32 protein-coding genes are annotated in these 14501 nt (G+C 64.2%); all 32 read right to left on the reverse strand.

What is annotated here, in order from left to right; translation table 11 throughout:
- Positions 1–154 precede the first annotated feature (154 nt).
- Entirely contained in the window at positions 155–373 is a 219-nt protein-coding gene (locus NKI97_RS20045) for a hypothetical protein (RefSeq protein ID WP_352516678.1), read from the reverse strand.
- On the reverse strand, positions 370–963 hold the full coding sequence (locus NKI97_RS20050; RefSeq protein ID WP_352516679.1) for a DUF3486 family protein: 594 nt from the start codon (positions 961–963) through the stop codon (positions 370–372). The genes NKI97_RS20045 and NKI97_RS20050 overlap by 4 nt, the downstream gene beginning before the upstream one ends.
- A 9-nt stretch (positions 964–972) precedes the next feature.
- Entirely contained in the window at positions 973–1287 is a 315-nt protein-coding gene (locus tag NKI97_RS20055) for a VpaChn25_0724 family phage protein (RefSeq protein ID WP_352516680.1), read from the reverse strand.
- The gene (locus NKI97_RS20060) at positions 1284–1649 is read right to left on the reverse strand and encodes a DUF2730 family protein (protein ID WP_352516681.1); all 366 of its coding nucleotides are present in this window, start codon (positions 1647–1649) and stop codon (positions 1284–1286) included. Before NKI97_RS20060 ends, NKI97_RS20055 begins: the two co-directional genes overlap by 4 nt.
- Positions 1649–1891 carry a TraR/DksA C4-type zinc finger protein gene (locus NKI97_RS20065; protein ID WP_352516682.1) on the reverse strand — a complete coding sequence of 81 codons (243 nt, stop codon included), beginning with the start codon at positions 1889–1891 and terminating at the stop codon, positions 1649–1651. The genes NKI97_RS20060 and NKI97_RS20065 overlap by 1 nt, the downstream gene beginning before the upstream one ends.
- Positions 1888–2181 (reverse strand): hypothetical protein, encoded by a 294-nt coding sequence (locus NKI97_RS20070; RefSeq protein WP_352811735.1) that lies wholly within the window; start codon positions 2179–2181, stop codon positions 1888–1890. The genes NKI97_RS20065 and NKI97_RS20070 overlap by 4 nt, the downstream gene beginning before the upstream one ends.
- A complete protein-coding gene (locus tag NKI97_RS20075) occupies positions 2159–2578 on the reverse strand; it encodes a hypothetical protein (protein WP_352516684.1) in 420 nt (139 codons plus the stop codon). Before NKI97_RS20075 ends, NKI97_RS20070 begins: the two co-directional genes overlap by 23 nt.
- A 103-nt stretch (positions 2579–2681) precedes the next feature.
- Positions 2682–2969 (reverse strand): hypothetical protein, encoded by a 288-nt coding sequence (locus NKI97_RS20080; RefSeq protein WP_352811737.1) that lies wholly within the window; start codon positions 2967–2969, stop codon positions 2682–2684.
- Complete coding sequence (locus NKI97_RS20085; RefSeq protein WP_352811739.1) at positions 2969–3490, reverse strand: peptidoglycan recognition protein family protein; 522 nt, start codon at positions 3488–3490, stop codon at positions 2969–2971. The genes NKI97_RS20080 and NKI97_RS20085 overlap by 1 nt, the downstream gene beginning before the upstream one ends.
- A 102-nt stretch (positions 3491–3592) precedes the next feature.
- Positions 3593–3967: a hypothetical protein gene (locus NKI97_RS20090; protein WP_352516687.1), complete on the reverse strand. Its 375-nt coding sequence runs from the start codon at positions 3965–3967 to the stop codon at positions 3593–3595.
- Positions 3964–4209, reverse strand: coding sequence for a hypothetical protein (locus NKI97_RS20095; RefSeq protein ID WP_352811743.1), 246 nt, complete (start codon positions 4207–4209; stop codon positions 3964–3966). The genes NKI97_RS20090 and NKI97_RS20095 overlap by 4 nt, the downstream gene beginning before the upstream one ends.
- Positions 4206–4646 (reverse strand): ASCH domain-containing protein, encoded by a 441-nt coding sequence (locus tag NKI97_RS20100; protein ID WP_352811746.1) that lies wholly within the window; start codon positions 4644–4646, stop codon positions 4206–4208. Before NKI97_RS20100 ends, NKI97_RS20095 begins: the two co-directional genes overlap by 4 nt.
- Positions 4646–4885 (reverse strand): hypothetical protein, encoded by a 240-nt coding sequence (locus NKI97_RS20105; protein ID WP_352811750.1) that lies wholly within the window; start codon positions 4883–4885, stop codon positions 4646–4648. Before NKI97_RS20105 ends, NKI97_RS20100 begins: the two co-directional genes overlap by 1 nt.
- Entirely contained in the window at positions 4885–5490 is a 606-nt protein-coding gene (locus tag NKI97_RS20110) for a regulatory protein GemA (RefSeq protein ID WP_352811752.1), read from the reverse strand. Before NKI97_RS20110 ends, NKI97_RS20105 begins: the two co-directional genes overlap by 1 nt.
- On the reverse strand, positions 5487–5834 hold the full coding sequence (locus NKI97_RS20115; RefSeq protein WP_352836174.1) for a hypothetical protein: 348 nt from the start codon (positions 5832–5834) through the stop codon (positions 5487–5489). Before NKI97_RS20115 ends, NKI97_RS20110 begins: the two co-directional genes overlap by 4 nt.
- Positions 5831–6193 carry a hypothetical protein gene (locus tag NKI97_RS20120; protein ID WP_352811755.1) on the reverse strand — a complete coding sequence of 121 codons (363 nt, stop codon included), beginning with the start codon at positions 6191–6193 and terminating at the stop codon, positions 5831–5833. The genes NKI97_RS20115 and NKI97_RS20120 overlap by 4 nt, the downstream gene beginning before the upstream one ends.
- 5 nt (positions 6194–6198) lie before the next feature.
- Positions 6199–6846 (reverse strand): DUF3164 family protein, encoded by a 648-nt coding sequence (locus NKI97_RS20125; RefSeq protein WP_352811758.1) that lies wholly within the window; start codon positions 6844–6846, stop codon positions 6199–6201.
- A 2-nt stretch (positions 6847–6848) separates the two neighbouring features.
- On the reverse strand, positions 6849–7169 hold the full coding sequence (locus tag NKI97_RS20130; protein WP_352811760.1) for a hypothetical protein: 321 nt from the start codon (positions 7167–7169) through the stop codon (positions 6849–6851).
- Positions 7156–7446: a hypothetical protein gene (locus NKI97_RS20135; protein ID WP_352811763.1), complete on the reverse strand. Its 291-nt coding sequence runs from the start codon at positions 7444–7446 to the stop codon at positions 7156–7158. Before NKI97_RS20135 ends, NKI97_RS20130 begins: the two co-directional genes overlap by 14 nt.
- Positions 7443–7763, reverse strand: coding sequence for a hypothetical protein (locus NKI97_RS20140; protein WP_352811765.1), 321 nt, complete (start codon positions 7761–7763; stop codon positions 7443–7445). The genes NKI97_RS20135 and NKI97_RS20140 overlap by 4 nt, the downstream gene beginning before the upstream one ends.
- A 2-nt stretch (positions 7764–7765) precedes the next feature.
- Positions 7766–8155, reverse strand: coding sequence for a transcriptional regulator (locus tag NKI97_RS20145; protein WP_352516698.1), 390 nt, complete (start codon positions 8153–8155; stop codon positions 7766–7768).
- Positions 8152–8751 (reverse strand): hypothetical protein, encoded by a 600-nt coding sequence (locus NKI97_RS20150; RefSeq protein WP_352516699.1) that lies wholly within the window; start codon positions 8749–8751, stop codon positions 8152–8154. The genes NKI97_RS20145 and NKI97_RS20150 overlap by 4 nt, the downstream gene beginning before the upstream one ends.
- Positions 8748–9497 (reverse strand): AAA family ATPase, encoded by a 750-nt coding sequence (locus NKI97_RS20155; protein WP_352836180.1) that lies wholly within the window; start codon positions 9495–9497, stop codon positions 8748–8750. Before NKI97_RS20155 ends, NKI97_RS20150 begins: the two co-directional genes overlap by 4 nt.
- A gap of 80 nt (positions 9498–9577) precedes the next feature.
- Positions 9578–11830: a DDE-type integrase/transposase/recombinase gene (locus NKI97_RS20160; RefSeq protein WP_352811770.1), complete on the reverse strand. Its 2253-nt coding sequence runs from the start codon at positions 11828–11830 to the stop codon at positions 9578–9580.
- Positions 11827–12108 carry a hypothetical protein gene (locus NKI97_RS20165; RefSeq protein WP_352811773.1) on the reverse strand — a complete coding sequence of 94 codons (282 nt, stop codon included), beginning with the start codon at positions 12106–12108 and terminating at the stop codon, positions 11827–11829. The genes NKI97_RS20160 and NKI97_RS20165 overlap by 4 nt, the downstream gene beginning before the upstream one ends.
- 57 nt (positions 12109–12165) lie before the next feature.
- Positions 12166–12408, reverse strand: a complete 243-nt coding sequence (locus tag NKI97_RS20170; RefSeq protein ID WP_352811775.1) for a hypothetical protein — start codon at positions 12406–12408, stop codon at positions 12166–12168.
- Positions 12401–12613 (reverse strand): hypothetical protein, encoded by a 213-nt coding sequence (locus tag NKI97_RS20175; RefSeq protein WP_352571279.1) that lies wholly within the window; start codon positions 12611–12613, stop codon positions 12401–12403. Before NKI97_RS20175 ends, NKI97_RS20170 begins: the two co-directional genes overlap by 8 nt.
- Positions 12610–12900 carry a hypothetical protein gene (locus tag NKI97_RS20180; protein ID WP_352836185.1) on the reverse strand — a complete coding sequence of 97 codons (291 nt, stop codon included), beginning with the start codon at positions 12898–12900 and terminating at the stop codon, positions 12610–12612. Before NKI97_RS20180 ends, NKI97_RS20175 begins: the two co-directional genes overlap by 4 nt.
- Positions 12897–13061: a hypothetical protein gene (locus tag NKI97_RS20185; protein WP_352571277.1), complete on the reverse strand. Its 165-nt coding sequence runs from the start codon at positions 13059–13061 to the stop codon at positions 12897–12899. The genes NKI97_RS20180 and NKI97_RS20185 overlap by 4 nt, the downstream gene beginning before the upstream one ends.
- Positions 13058–13189: a hypothetical protein gene (locus tag NKI97_RS20190; RefSeq protein ID WP_352452373.1), complete on the reverse strand. Its 132-nt coding sequence runs from the start codon at positions 13187–13189 to the stop codon at positions 13058–13060. The genes NKI97_RS20185 and NKI97_RS20190 overlap by 4 nt, the downstream gene beginning before the upstream one ends.
- 11 nt (positions 13190–13200) lie before the next feature.
- Positions 13201–13659, reverse strand: a complete 459-nt coding sequence (locus tag NKI97_RS20195; RefSeq protein ID WP_352452374.1) for a hypothetical protein — start codon at positions 13657–13659, stop codon at positions 13201–13203.
- The gene (locus NKI97_RS20200; protein ID WP_352452375.1) at positions 13659–14492 is read right to left on the reverse strand and encodes a ParB/RepB/Spo0J family partition protein; all 834 of its coding nucleotides are present in this window, start codon (positions 14490–14492) and stop codon (positions 13659–13661) included. Before NKI97_RS20200 ends, NKI97_RS20195 begins: the two co-directional genes overlap by 1 nt.
- Between the last annotated feature and the right edge of the window lie 9 nt (positions 14493–14501).

Raw genomic sequence — 14501 nt, forward strand, 5'->3', positions numbered from 1 at the left:
CACACACCAAGACTTTCGCAATGCGCCGGTTGATTGTCTCCGTCCGTGCCGCCGAGGGGTACCCCGTTGCCGTCTAAGATGACCGGCGGGGTGCCGCTGGCCCCCGGCGGGGTCGACAGCGGCAACGCGATTTTCGCGACCTTCTTGCGGTCGTTCATGTCGAGCCGATCCCGTCATAGACTTCCTCAACCGTCGCCAGGGCCGAGCGAAGCTGCCGGAGATAGGCGTCGGTCATTTCCTTGTCGCCCGGCGCGACGGGATAGCCCACAACCGTCAAGCGCCGTTCGACGCTGGCGATCTCATGGACAAGCAGGCCGCGCAAACAGCCGAAGTCGAAGGCCGAAAAGGTGACTGAGATTGCCGGATGCGTCATGATGCCCTCACGCCCAGGATTTGCGCCTTGATCGCCTCGGCCGTCTCGGCCGACATGCCCTTGGCCTTGGCGACGGTGTCGACGGCCTTCTCGACATCGGCCTTGAATTCCTTCGCCACCTTGGCGCGGCGATCGCTGGACACGCTCTGCGCCTGCGTCGCCATCTTCAGCGCCGTGGCGAGCTGCATGGCGCCGATCGGCGCCATGCCGCTCTCCTGGGCGTCGGTCAGCAGCTCGAACACAAGGGACTTGATCGTCTCGGCCGCGATCAGCGTCAGATCGTCGGAACTCTGTGCGTCGAAGCGTTTGGAAATGGTGGCGGCGATCTCGCGGGTATCCTCCAGGCGGCGGGTCAGCATCGCCAGCCTGATCGAATAGCGGTTGAACGCCGAGAAGGAAGGGATGACGAATTCCAGCTCGCCTTTATGCTCGGCCTGCAGGGCCTGCATCTTCAGGAAAAACTCTTCGTAGATCTCGGTTTGGGTGCGATCGCGATCCTGCAGCGCGGTAGCCGCCCAGGTGATGATCGGGCCGCACTCGTCGGGAAGACGCTCGATCGCTGAAAGCTGACCACGGCCTTTGCGTGCCATCTCGCTGCCTCAGTCCGGATCGCTGGGACGCTTGACGCCTTCCAGGAACTGCGCCCGTTCAATGTGGGCGCGCCCGGCCTTGCGAATGGTGGCGACCATCACCGATCCGCCGACGATGTTGCGGACGGCGCCAGCGGTCTTTTCGAGAAACGTCAGCTGGTTGCGGATGTACGCGCGCGTCTTGGTGTATCCGAACCGCTTCAGCTCGAGCTCCAGGCGGCCCTCATGCATGGTGCCGTTGTCTTCGGCAGCCAGGGCGCGGAGAATGATCAGCCGGATGTCCTGCTCAACGTAGTCGTCGTAATCGTCAATGTTCAAAGTCATGCCGCCTTCGCCCTATCCAGCAAGAATTCCTCCACTCGACGGCTCGTCCGCGCGGCGGCCTGGGTTTCCGCCTTGACGTTGGCCATCTCTATTTGGATGTCCTTCATGGTCATCTGCAGCTGGTGCACCATGTCCTTGTCTGGCAGGTGCTTCATTTCGCTCTCAATCGACTGAATGCGCGAACCGTAGTCATCCAGCTTTGTCTCCAGTCCCGAACAGCGATCCTCTACGGCCGTTTTGTGAACTTCGAGATCGCTTGCCGTTTTCTTTGCTCCGCTGGTCATGAGCGTGAAAACGGTCGTGCCCAGATTGAGGAGAGTGGAGGCGGCGAGAAGCCAGGGCATCAACGCAGTGAGATCCATCAGGCACGCTTCCTGTTCTGTCGTTCAATGAAGGTCTCGCAGTCGATGCACCTGGTGCAGTTCGGGACCGCGTCACGCCGGGCATCGGGTATGCGCTCGCCGCATTCGCAGAACGGCGAGCTAGTCACCTCGACGGCAGCGTATTGCCCCCGGAGCGCCGCCTGGATGCGAGCGACGCCGGCGGCACACTCCTGCTCGACGCGCCGCTCGGCCAAGTCGATTGCTGCGTTGCCGGCCGTCATTTCGGCTCCCTCGCGGCCTTGCGCTCGTCATACCAGCCGGCGCAACCGTCGATCTGGTCGTTGGCATTGCCCAAGGCGATATCAGCCTTCTTGTTGGCAACGCCGAGCTTATCGCCGAGCTTGATGCCGCTGCGGTGGTGGCGGCGGCACTCCGAAGGATAGTTGGGCATGCGCCGCGCTTCCGCGACCGCGCGATCGGCTTGCGTCAACGCCTCTACGACGACGCTGGCCTTGGCCTTGTCGGGATAGGCTTTGCCCAGGGCAGCCTTATCGGTTGTGCAGGCTGTCAAGCAGCTGCTGATCAACAAGGCCGTCAACGCGGGCTTGAAGCACGGCGAGGTCATCTTCCGCTTTCCTTTTTTCGGCGTCGGTCAGTGTGAGCGTGGTTTCGAGGTGGACGCGGGCGGCCCGCTCATCAGTCGCAATCTTACTGGCCTCGTCGGCCTTGCCGTCGCTCCAGGCGCGCAGCCGGCGCTGTTCGACCAGCTCGGCATTGAGCGCGTCGAGCCTGGCACTAGCCACGAGTTCCGTCACGGCCTTGTCGACCGCCTGGCGCACGGCCGAGGCTTTGTCGAACCAAAGCCAGATACCCGCGGCGAGAAAGAACCACACCGGTAGCGTGATGCCGAACGTCAGCACCGGTAGCACCCATCTTTTCAAGAAGAGGCCAATAGCTGCGCCGGTCATTGCGCCAACCACCACCACAGCAGCGCCACGCCCACCAGGACGAACACCGTCGCGGTCCCCGATGCCGAGCCCACGAAGCTGGACCAGAAGATGCGCGGATCGATCATTGTACGTTCCCCTCGCTGAACGGTTCGGCCGGCTCGCCGCCGTCTGTCACTGACAAAGGTGTGGTGGACTGCCCGGACACCATAGCGCGGACGATCTGCCTCAGGTCCAAGTGGCCGATGCCCATGTAGGCTCCGCTCACCGCCAGGATCAGGCCGATCGCCGTCGCGGCAACGTAAGCCGCCTGGGCATAGACGATCGAGGCAAACACCGCCGCCCAGGCCAAGGCGCAATTGATGATGACCAAGCCTTTCGAGAAACGGCGGCTCTTCTGGACAAGCGACATCAAAGTTTCGCTTTCACCTCGGCCCGGAAGCGGTCGCCGCACTCGCGCGCCGTGTCGAAAGCGGGATCGAACGGCAGCTTGGCGATGTCCCATTTGCCGCGCTGCTGAATGCCGAGGTTGGCTTGCACCTCGGCATGCGACAGCACGGTGTGTGGTCCTACAAGGATCGTGTAGCGCCGGCAAAGCTCGGCGACGACAGTCGAGGCGGCGTCCCACTGCGCCTTCGTGAGCGGCTGCGAGCCAGCGTTGAACGGCCGCTCGATCGCGCCGGCCATCGCGCACATCGAAACGCCGATCGAGCCGGTGTTGCAGTTCAGCGTGTGCGCGGCATAGCCGGCCTTGGCCTTGGGTAGCGAATTGAGGTCGATCGACGGGACGCCACGGATCAGCTTGCCGTCATCCTCGATCAGCAGATGATAGTGCTGCCGGTCGAAATCCGTCGCCTTGTGGCTACCGGCCGTCCAGTGGAGGATGACGCGCTGGATGGTCGCATTGGGCAGCCAGCCGCTTGGGATGGTCATTGAGTGTCCGCCTGTGAAATCGGCCGGGAGAGCCCCGGCCATTTCGCAACACCATGCCTTCGGCGGCAGGCGGCAATCATGCCCGCCAAAGCGGGCGGTCTGTCAGTTGCTGGAAAAGAGGTCGGTCTGGCGCGGATCTCGGCTGCCCTTGACGGGCTTGTCCGGCATGCGCCGGAAGAGCTTGTCGACGCCGGTCTCGGTGATGCCGAGCCGTCCGGCGATCTCGCCGTTCGAGGCGCCGTTCGCGCGATACTGCCGTGCGCGAAGCTCGCGAGCAAGAGGCACGCGGATATACGATCCGGAATAGCGGCGGGCAAGCTTCTGGGCGGCCGCAGCGCCCAGGCTCCTGACAAGGGCTGTGTCGTCGCCGGACGCCGGCACGTAGAGACGGCGTCCGCCATAGGTTTCCGCGAGGCGCACGAAATCCGCCAGGCCTATCAGGCTGAGCAGCTCAGCGGATCGCAGTTCGTCGCTCACGCCACCTCCAGCCGCAGATTGCGCATGGTGGTGGTCAGCGTCTCGCGGTTCGGCCCGTGCCAGATCAGGCAGAGCGTGTAGAGGCCGCTGCGGCAGCGGTATAGGGCGGAATGCTTGGTCAGCGTCCAGTCGCAGCCCTTGGCGGCCGCAAGGGCATTGCTGGCCAGCTCCGAGGCCGCGAACGCCTCGATCTTGGCGAAGTCGATCTTGACCCGGCCGGTGAAACGTCTGCGCGTGCTCATGCTGGCTCCCACTCGATCAGCTTGCCTTCGAACAGGCCGGCGCCATGCTCGGCCTGCCAGAAGGCGCCCATATTCCAGCGGGCCGATCCGTGCCTGCCGATGCGCTTCCAGCGCCAGTCGCCAACGTGCTCGATCGCGAAGCCGTCCGAAGCGGCGAAGGCCTCTATTTCGTCGCGGTGGAGCGATCGGCAGTCGATGACGATAGAGCCGATGAACTCGTCCAGGAGTGGCGTGGTCACGATGGCGATCGGCAGCACGCGGACACAGATGGGGTCAGGATCGACCAGCTTGACGCAGGTTCGGGTCCGCATGCCCTGGTAGAGCTGCACCGGTTCACCCGGCCGGGCATGCCGCTTGCGTTCGGCGCGCACTGTGTGGCGCTTGATGAGACCCGACACCTGAGGCCCGAACATCGCCTTGAAGCTGTAGGCGACCATCAACCAACCCTCGCCTTGTGGACGCCGCTGGCGATGGCATCAAGGATCATCGATCCTCTGTGCTCTTCGACGAGTTGGATTGCCGCATCGTATTCAGCCCGGGTTGCGCCATCGAAGCGCGTCACCAAGAGATCCGCCGATGCTAGGAATCTTGCAGCGTCAATTTCGATATTCTGCGGGGTCTCTGCCAGAACGACGCGGGCCATTTCGACAGCCAAAGTGGAGTGTTTCTCGGCCATCAGCGTACCTTCCTGATCATGTCGCCAAGCGCGTTCATCACAGCCGGCCAGTCGCGATCGGTCATCTGGTCGAGCGGCTTCGCTGTGTCCCAAACGAACTGACGGAAGCCCTTGGGGTCGACCGCCTTAGCGACCGAGAGTAGCTGCCACTGTGCGAGTGCAATCTTTGCACCTGAAGGCCGCAGCCATTCCGGCGTGTTGACGGACAGGCTCCAGTCGACGCCGGCCTCCCGCGTCATCCAGGCTTTCAGCGCGTCGATCGCCTTGGCCGAGTCTTCGGCATCGAGGAGGAACCGGGTGTGCTCGATGCCGGTCTGCCGCTTTACGAACGACAGCATGGCGGCGTCGCGCCGATCGCGGATGATGCCGAGGTTCCAGGCGGCGATCCAGAGCGCCTGCAGCTTCTTGGCGAAAGGCCCCTGAAGGCCCTTTTCAGCCGGCTTGAAACCCTGCCGGCGTTGCTCTTCGACAATGCGCAGCTGCTCGCGCTCGTTCATCTCGCGCAGGCTGCGCTTGCCAGTGACACGCTGGTAGAGATCGCGCGCGGTGTCTTCGTCGAGACCGAGCTGCTTGTTGGCGACGTGGATGGCGGACAGAGTGCTCATGATGCCAATTCCTCCGCATCGTCCAGGACGGCGTCCACCAGGTCGCTTTCGGCAACCGCGTCGACGATCATCCAAGCGAGCGTCTCGCGAGTGAGGCCACGCCTCCTGGCGTGGGGCGCGAGGCGTTGCAAGAGGCCGACCGGCAGGTGAACGGTCCGGCAGGTGCTATCGCCGCGCTGGGACTTCGGCGGGTATCGGCGAACCGAGCATTCGAGCGCTGAGACAGTCGACGGAGATATGCCGATGCGCTCGGCGATGGCGTTGATCTCCATGCCCTGGGCGCGGAACGCCGCCACGGCAGCGGTGCGGCTCGGATAGCCAAGGGTCGGCTTGGCGCTGCTCATGGCTCGTCCCTCCGCTCGATCGGGACCGGGCCGCTTCCGTGTGCATTGAAACCGTCATCGACCGCGATCTTCTTGCGGGCGGCCGTGCGCCAGTTCGTCAGGGCGCCGGTTGTCCCGCTGGTCGAGCTGGCACGCAGGCCAGCCATTATGACCGAATGTTCACTGGCCGGGCGCGGGTTGAACCTTGCGCCTTCCTCGTTCGTGAAGAACTCGACCAGCTTGGCCTCTGCCATGTCGTGGCGGGCGCGCCATGCCGAATAGTCGGCGTGCCGGAATTCGCCGGTTTCGGCCTTGGCGACCGCCAGCTTCTCGTCGAGTAGCGCGACGAGGCGCTCAAGAGTTTCGATCCAGAGCGTCATTGCCATCACGCCTTCGCCAGGTCGATCGTGACCGCCCGCCAGTCGGCGTCGAGACGGTCGCGCTCGTAGCAGCGGACATAGATCTTCGAGCCGACCACGCGCATGGCGTCGCGGATGGCCGCCATGGCGCGTTGCCAGCGCTCGTCGCCGATATCGAGGCGCAGCAGCATGAAGATCGCGGCGCGGTTGATCTGGCCTTCCTTGTCGGTGTTGAAGGCGCGCGTCACGATAGCGCGGATCTCCGGCCGGCTGTCGGCTGACCATTCCGTCAGGCACTCGTCGATCAGGCTCTTGGCGATCTGCAGCTGGGCGCCGAAGTCGATCGTGTCGGCGACCTGCACCTTGACCATCTTCATGCCGTCGAAGGTCATGAAGGTCTTGTTGCCCTTCGCACCGCCCTTGCTCGCTCCGTATTCCTGGGCGAGCAGCGCCTCGAAGGCGCCGAGGTCGTTGAACGTATGTTCCTTGAAGCGGCCGATCTGCGCCGAAAGATCGGTGGCGTAGCCGAGGATGGTGCGGACCGTTTCGTCTTCGAGCATCTCGGACGGCTTGATCATTTCGACCGGCACGAGATTGCCCTTGGCGTCGGCCATATATTGCTTGTCGCCGACCAGGACTTTTCCGGTGGCACGGGCTTCAGTTGCTGCTTGCATGATCATTCTCCTGTTGGGCGGTGGTAGGGGATAGGGCTCGGCATGAAGGCGAGCAGGTCGCGGACGTGGGCCAGCTGGTGTGCGACATGCTGCTGATGTTCGACGCCGGCCAAGCTGGCCCAAGCGCCCTGGTCGAGAGCTGAGATCAGGAGCCTGGTCTCCAGCGCGATCGCCCACAGGCCTTCGGTGGCCATCGCAAGGGCAAGCACCTCGGCCGTGGTGGCCCGGACACCGTTGCGCTCGGGGTCGGCGACAATGCGGCCGCACAGGTCGATCATGTCGAGCTTGGCGACGGCGGCCAGCAGCGCTTCACTTGCGGGCATTGTTTTGCCTTTCCAGTTCCTTCTTGAGGCGAAGGGCCGACCGTTCCAGCGCCTTGCGCGCCGGGATTTCACCGGGCGAGAACTTCGCCTGCAGCAGGCGATCAACGGCGGCACCGACTTCCTTGCATGCTGCCATCATCTTGCGGTCAGTTGCGTTCGGGTCGGGCCGGCGCCTAGGCGTCGTCGCCTGGATCTCTTCGACGACAATTTGCAGCACTCGGCCCATAGCCTTCATGGCAAGGTCGGTTGTGACGATCTTGTCCAACGGGTGGCTCATGCCGCACCTCTCGGCCGGCCGTCCGAAAACGGCCGCGGGATGACCGGGAACAGCCGCACGTTCGACCCTGGCCGGCACGCCGCCTCGGCGATGCGGTCGGCCTCGGCCTCGCGCTCTGCCTGCGCCTGGTCATTCCAGACCTTGCAGCTCAACCGATTCTCGATGTCGCGGGCTTTCCCGCGAAGTTCCGTGATGCATTCGCAGAGAACGCGGGCGTCCTCGGGATCGAGGATGCGGGGCTCGTGCTGGTAGTCGGAAATCAGGTCACGCAGTTCGGACAGGCCGTCCGAGAGCGCCAACGACATTCTTTCGCCCATGGCTATTTTCTCCTTTGGGGGCAGGTTTTGCAGGCGTGGAAAAGTTGGGCGCGATGCCGCGACGTGGCGCGGAACGGCTCCTTCTGTTCGGTGAGGCAGCGGTCGCGGCCGATCTCGCCGAGCACCGGGCATTCGACGGTGGCGGCCATCAGGGCGCCGCGCACCATCTGCTCGACGCGGGCGACGTCGCCGAGATACTTGCCGCTGATGATGGTCGAGACGGCCGAGCGGCTGTAGCCGATGCGCTGGCCGGCAACGCCGAGATCACTGGCATCGGCAAGCCGGGCCAGCTCGTCCAGCCAGTCGGGCAGCGGCGAGCCGTACGCGACCATGGCCTTTTCGACAAACGACTGGCCGGCCGGCCGGCTGTGCTTGACGGGGCCGCGGTTCATGGCAGCACCTCGCGCGTGACGGGTCGGCCGATGACCGTTTTGCTGTTCGGATCGAACACCATTTTTGTGGCGAGGATCTTCGGTGCCTGCAGGCCGAGATTGTGCACAAGCCGATAGCGCCCTGGGCTGCCGGCCACGACGCCAGCGGTAGACAGCGCGTAGAGATAGGCTTCCACCGTCCGCCGAGGCACGTCAGGGCAATTTTCTGCCATGTCGGCAAGGCTGAACACCTTGGCCATCTTGATCGCGCGCCAGACCTGCTCGATGGCTGTCTCGGGCGGGGTCTTGCCGTCCGGCGTCAGCCGGGGTGCTACGGCCGGCCGCTTGGCCAGGCGATAGACGACGGTGGCCGGGAGATTGGCACCGCCGCCATGGCTGGCGGTCTTCTGGTCGACGACTTGGGCAATCCCCGCGAGGCGAAGCTTCCGAACGAACCTGCCGACCGCTTGCGTCTTGACGTTCGTCCGATCGCAGATCTGCCGCACCGTCCAGGGACCGCCGAGATCGAGATCGCGGATGATCGACCAGTAGCCGGCTTCGCCGCGCGGCACTGCGATGCTGATCTGCACGATATCGAGGATGGATCGCCCGCTCATGCGAACTTCCTCGGGGTGAATTTCGGCGTGCTGAAGATCGCGACAGCACCGCCGAAAGCGGCAAGGTCGATCTGTTTCGTTCCGAGTATCTGGCTGGCCTCAACCACCTTGGTCAGGTTGACGACGATGCGGCGCGTGTTGCCCTTGGTCTTGTCGAGAATGGCGGCGGCCAGATCGCTGGCGATCTCGATGCCGGGGCAGCGATTGGCGGCGAGCAGGCCAAAATCCTCGGCGTCGCAAGGCACGGCCGACAGCCATTCGAGCACGCGGTTGTGCACGCGCTCGAACTCCTCGAGATATTTGGGCAGCATCTCCTCGCCGATCATGACGACCGGCGCGCCCGACTTGTCGGTCAACTCGCGCAGCAGGTCGACGAAGCGCTTCTTGGCGACAAAGTGCGCCTCGTCGATGATCAGCGGCCGGCGCGGTTCGGCCACCATCAGCATGATGGCGTCGGTCTTCAGATCCTCGATCGAGCCGCGCGGGCGTGTTTCGCCCAGCTCGATCAGGATTTGCGAGAGAAGCGAGCGCGCTGTGGTGAACTGGCCGCATTCGACATAAGCCGCCCGGTAGCGATTGGCGCCATAGATCCCGGACTTGGTCTTGCCCCAGCCGGACGGGCCGGAGAACACGGCGAGCCCCGGCAGGTCGGGGTCGCGGTCGACCATCTTGGCAAGCAACGTCGAAAAGGCCGCGACGTTCTTCAATGGCGCCGGCCGGTTGACTTTCAGTGCTTCGTTCATCATTTTCCTCGTTGTGTGGTGCCGCCATCTAGCGGCTCTGTTCTTGCGGAGAGCCCGGTTTGCAGACCGGGCTTTTCCGTTACTCAGGACAGGTACGCGTCCCCGAAATCGCGGTGCATGCCTTGCTGGGCCTTGAACTCGGCTGACAGCTCGTAGCCGCCGAGCCAATGGGCATCGGCAGCAACCACCGGCTCCTCGGCTTCGATGCGCTGGCGAAGGGAGAAGGCGCGCCGGTAGCGCTCCTTGGCCGTTTCCGGCAGCGCCACCACATTGGTGTCCTTAGGCAAGTGCGCGGTGCGCAACGCCTCGATCTCGTCCTGCCGACGCTGGAGCTTCGCATCCGTTCGCGCGAACAACTCGGCCTCGTCCTGCCGCGTCATCTCCTCGATCAGCCGACGATGCGCGGCCGCCGCTGCCGGGTCGAGCGGCTGGCTGGGATTGAGCCGCTCGCCGAGCGCCTCGATCGCCGCAGCGATCTGCGGTGTCGAATGCGCCTGGTCGCGCTTTGGCAGCGGTATGACGTTCGGCGCGTCGCGGCGCGCGACTTCCAAGGCGCGCTCGATCAGCGGCGCGCCCTTGGCAATCTTCTTCATGTCCGCCTTCAAGTCGCGGGTCAGTTCATTGACCAGCTCGCTGCGGATCTCCTTCGCGGCGCGCACCAAAGTCTCGGGGTGGATGCCGGAAAGCTCGGGGCAGATCGCGTCGCCGAGGAACTCAGCGCCGTCCTGGGCGAAGGCATAGGCGCGGCCGGCATCGTTCGGGTCCTGCCGCACGAACACGGCGGTGCCGGGCAAAATGGTCGGCGTCATGTAGTGATAGCCGTCGATGCGGATGCCGAGCTTGGTCACGATGCGCTGGCCATCCGAGCCGGCGACAGGCATCAGCAGCAGGTCCAGGGCGCGCTCGTCGACCTTGCGCGGTTGCTTTGTCGAGGCGAGCGCTGTGGCGAAGGGCGTGGCGTTCTTCAGGCCAGCATGCGGCCTGTGCTGATAGACGGTGCTTGCCCAATCATCGACGTGCTTCTGCAGCTGCGGGCCTGTGAGCGTGACGCCGAAGACTTCCGCGTCGCTCTCGCCTAGACGTTGCGCAAAGCTCTTGCGGCTTTCGATCGCCTTGCGGTCGGTGACCGAATGGCCGACAAAGCCCGGCAACAGCGGCCCGACGTCGTGCTGAAACGTCTTGATGACGCGCTCGACATGGCCCTTCTGCTCGGGCGAGTAGGCGTCCGACGTCTCGGCCTCGATGCCGAGCGAGACGAACAGCCTTTGCGTGTCCTGGGCGACGAAGTCGGAGCCGTTGTCGGTCTTGATGACGTCGGGCACGCCCCACGCGATGATCGCCTTTCGGATGAGCAGTGCGACGGCCGAGGCGCGTGGCGTCCGCGACAGCAGCCAGATGCTACGGCGGGTGGCGATGTCGATGCACGCATAAACTGAATGCCGGCCGTCGGTGCACAGCGCATCGACCGGCGAGGCGTCGATCTGCCAGAGTTGGTTCGGCTCGGTGATGTGGCGCAGCATGCCTACGCCGGCGGGCGCCATGTGCGAGCGATAGCGGTCGGGGTTGGTAAGCTTGATCAGCTCGACCTTGTGGCTTTCCCTCAGGCCCTTCAGCGCATGCTGGAAGGTTCGGACGGGCGGCATCGGTATGATGGTTTCATCGCCCTTTGAAACCGTTTTCAAAGTGTCGCCGAACTCCGACCGGCAGAGGGTACGGACATGGTGGCCGGACAGATGTGGCTGCTGCGCGATCAGGGCCAGCATGAAGGCGCTGACCGCACCGCCATTTGCGGTTTCGAGGATGCCGGTGCCCTTGCGCGCCTGGGCGGGATCATGCGCGAGCGCGTTGACCTTGCCGTCGCGCTTCTGCGACTGCCAGCGGGCAAGCGATCGCTTCGACAGGGAAGGCACGATCTCTCGCACCCATTCGTCGATGGTGAGCGAGCCGACATTGTATCGATCGGTGAAGACCTGGACGCGGGTGGCATAGCCGAGCTGCATGCCGCGCGAAAATTTCTCGAAGGCGGCGACGATCGCCAGCCGGGCATCACGCTCCTTTTGCGCGCGGGCGGTCAGGCTGGTATCCGGCGCGGCACTCGCTGGCGTGACCGGCCGTTCGATGACGAGGTGCTTCTGCTGATAGGCGACCTGGGCAAGCACCGGTAACAGCGAGACGTGATATTCGGTAGCACCGCCCCGACCGGCGCGTTGGCGGGCCTGTGTGGCGCGCTCGTCCCAGCCTTCACGCTCAGCCATCAACTGGACGCCGCGTTCGCTCCACGGCATGTCCGGCAAGGCCTCGGCGGCGATCTCGCGGGCGGTCAGGCAGTCTTTCATGCGGCCACCTCTGCACCCATGCGCCGGAGCATCCGGCGGACGAGGTAGCGGCCCTCAGCGGTCAGCTCCAGGCGGCCGGTCAAGCCGCCGCCACGGTATTTCAGGCGACCGCTCAGCAATCCGGCTTTGAGCGCGTCCTTCGTGACGGAGGGCGCGTGCGCCACGGCAAGGTAGAAGTCGGTCGGCTGGCAGAGATCATCCTTCCACCAGAACCACACTAGGTTGTTGATGAGGTCGGGGCGGAACTTTTCGAGGAGGTCGAGGCGGGCTTCGATCATGGCTTAGTTACCGCCCGCCAACAGATCGAAAATCGTCACTTGCCGAAGGATCGCTGCTCATGATGCCCCCCCCCCAGACTTTTCGGATTTGGCGGCTATGAAGGCCCGTATCTCGGCCTCGTGCGCTTGGCAGAACATCAGGGTCGCCAGCACGGCCTCCATGCGGCGCATGCAGAGGTCGGCTTCCGCCTGTTTCATCTTCTTGTCGCGGACGCGGATCGGGAACACGTTGCGGCGCAAGGCCAGCTCGCGGTTCACCTCTGCGATCTGCCCGAGGATCGGGATTTTGCCGTCAGCCATTGGATGCAGCCTCGCTTGCCTTCACGCGGTCGTGCTCGCTGGTCAGCCAGTCGATCGCCGCGTGCATGGTCGAGAACTTGGCGCTGTTGGCTTCGCTGACGGAAATCCGGTGGATCGAATAGGCGACCCATCGTTCCGCGCGGTTGTTGCCGGCGAATTTGGCGATCGTGCCAAGGCGAACGCCGTCGATGACGATGCCTGTCATGCTCGTGCCTGTTGGTTGGCGCCCGCCGCGTCTGTGCGGCGGGCGCTGCTGGCCGGGGCGGCTTGGGAGATCGCCTCGGCGGATTGGAGGGTGCGGATGGCTTCTTGCGTGTAGCCGTGCAGCTGCTCGCGCATGTGCTGCTTGGTGTCAGCATCCTCGCAGCGCAGCATTTTGAACTGCCAGCGGACGAGCCAGTGCGCCTGCGAGGCCGGAAGCCTGAAATAGTGATCGGGGCAGAAGATGCCTGTCGCAGCGTTCGAGCATGCCGGCATGGCGCAGTGGCTCATGACCAAAGGCCTCCGCCATGGACATGCTTCTGGACACGGCGCCGGAATGCCGCGCCGGCCGCGAGACGGGCACCCTGCTGGCGCGTGAAAAACACGTGCAGGCCGTAGAGAAAGACAGCGTAGAGCAAGGCGCCGGCGAGGGCGATTGCGAGGAAGCTCATTGGCCGAGCCTCCAGGCGATGACAGCCGCCGAAATGCCGGCGCTGCCGAAGGTGGCGAAGGCGACAAAGCCGGCCACTGCCAGCAGCGACAAACAGTCTTGTGCAAGGTCGAGAAGATCGCGTCTCATGTGAAAGCCTTTCATCGTTTCGCTTTCCACTGTGCATCGAACGCCTGCCTATCGAGGGTCGCCCGCTGGATGGCCTCGTCGGCCATTTCCCGCATGATCAGCGCCTCGTATTTTTTGGGGACGACGATCATCCCGGCCTCTTCCAAAAGGGTGTTGAGCGCGCGTACGTCGCCGGTGACCGCGATTAGAGCGAGCAGGCGGAGCGCCGAAATCGAATGCTCCTTGGCCTGGCTGGCGTAGGCATCCAGCATCGGCTTGGAGACCTCGTCCTTCAGGTAGTCGGACATTGCCTGGGCAATATCGGCCCGGCTCTTGTCCGCTTCCGTCAGCGTCAGGCTGACGGCCTTCGACAGTCGTCCCGCCATCGACCAGGCCTGGACCTTTTCCGCATCGAAACGCTCGACCACTGGCGCCGGCTGGTAGTCGCGGAACAGATCCAGGGTCGAGTTGTTGCGGGGTGGCCTGGCCATCAGCTCTGCCGGCCTTTCATCCACCGTTGGATGGCGGCCTCGTGCAGCTCGAAGAACCGGTCTTGCTCGCTTGTCTTCATCTTCGAGAAGTCGGTTGCGAGCTTCTGCCAGCGCGGCTCGGTCGCCGGTTTGGGCGTCCGGTCGAGGGTGGCGATAGCATCGGCTACCGAGCCAGCTTGTGGGGGCTCACTGGTCAGCAGCGCGGCAATATCGGCCTGACGCGTTGGCTGTTCGGCTGCTAGCGCCAGAAGCTCGGATTGGTTGTCGGCGATGCCGTGTAGGGCGATCTGGTCGCGGACGTCTGTGGCAATCGTTGCGATCTTCACGGCGTTGAAGATGCTGCGTTCTGACAGGCCGAACGCCTTCCGAGCGGCCTCCGAAAAACTAACTGCAAACTTTGCAGTAGTTTCTTCTAATGTAATCTTCTTCGGCCGCCCCCCACGATTTGCAACGTGCGCAGCCTCGTAGATCTCGCGCCAGCGGGCGATGTCGACGGCGCGATCAAGGGCGCTCAACTCCCGCCGCGCGAGGTTCTCGGTAATTTCGGCCAGCGCGATTTCAGCCTCGGACGCGAAGTCCTCGGGGCTCTTCACAACGGCTGCGATCGCGGGCGAAGCGAGAAGTTTCGCGGCGGCTAGGCGGTGATGGCCGAACACCAGCCGGTAGCGCTCGCCGGTGGCGATCACCTCGATCGGTGTCTTCTGGCCTTGGGTCCGAAACAGATCAGCCAGCGTTTCGACCCATGCAGGATCAAGCTTGCGCCGGCCGGCTGCGACATCGATCAGGCACACGTCAATGGCAGAAATGACGGCCGGTTTGGACAGATTGGCCATCAGAAGCGG

Source organism: Mesorhizobium sp. M0296 (genome assembly GCF_040321675.1).
GTDB lineage: Bacteria > Pseudomonadota > Alphaproteobacteria > Rhizobiales > Rhizobiaceae > Mesorhizobium.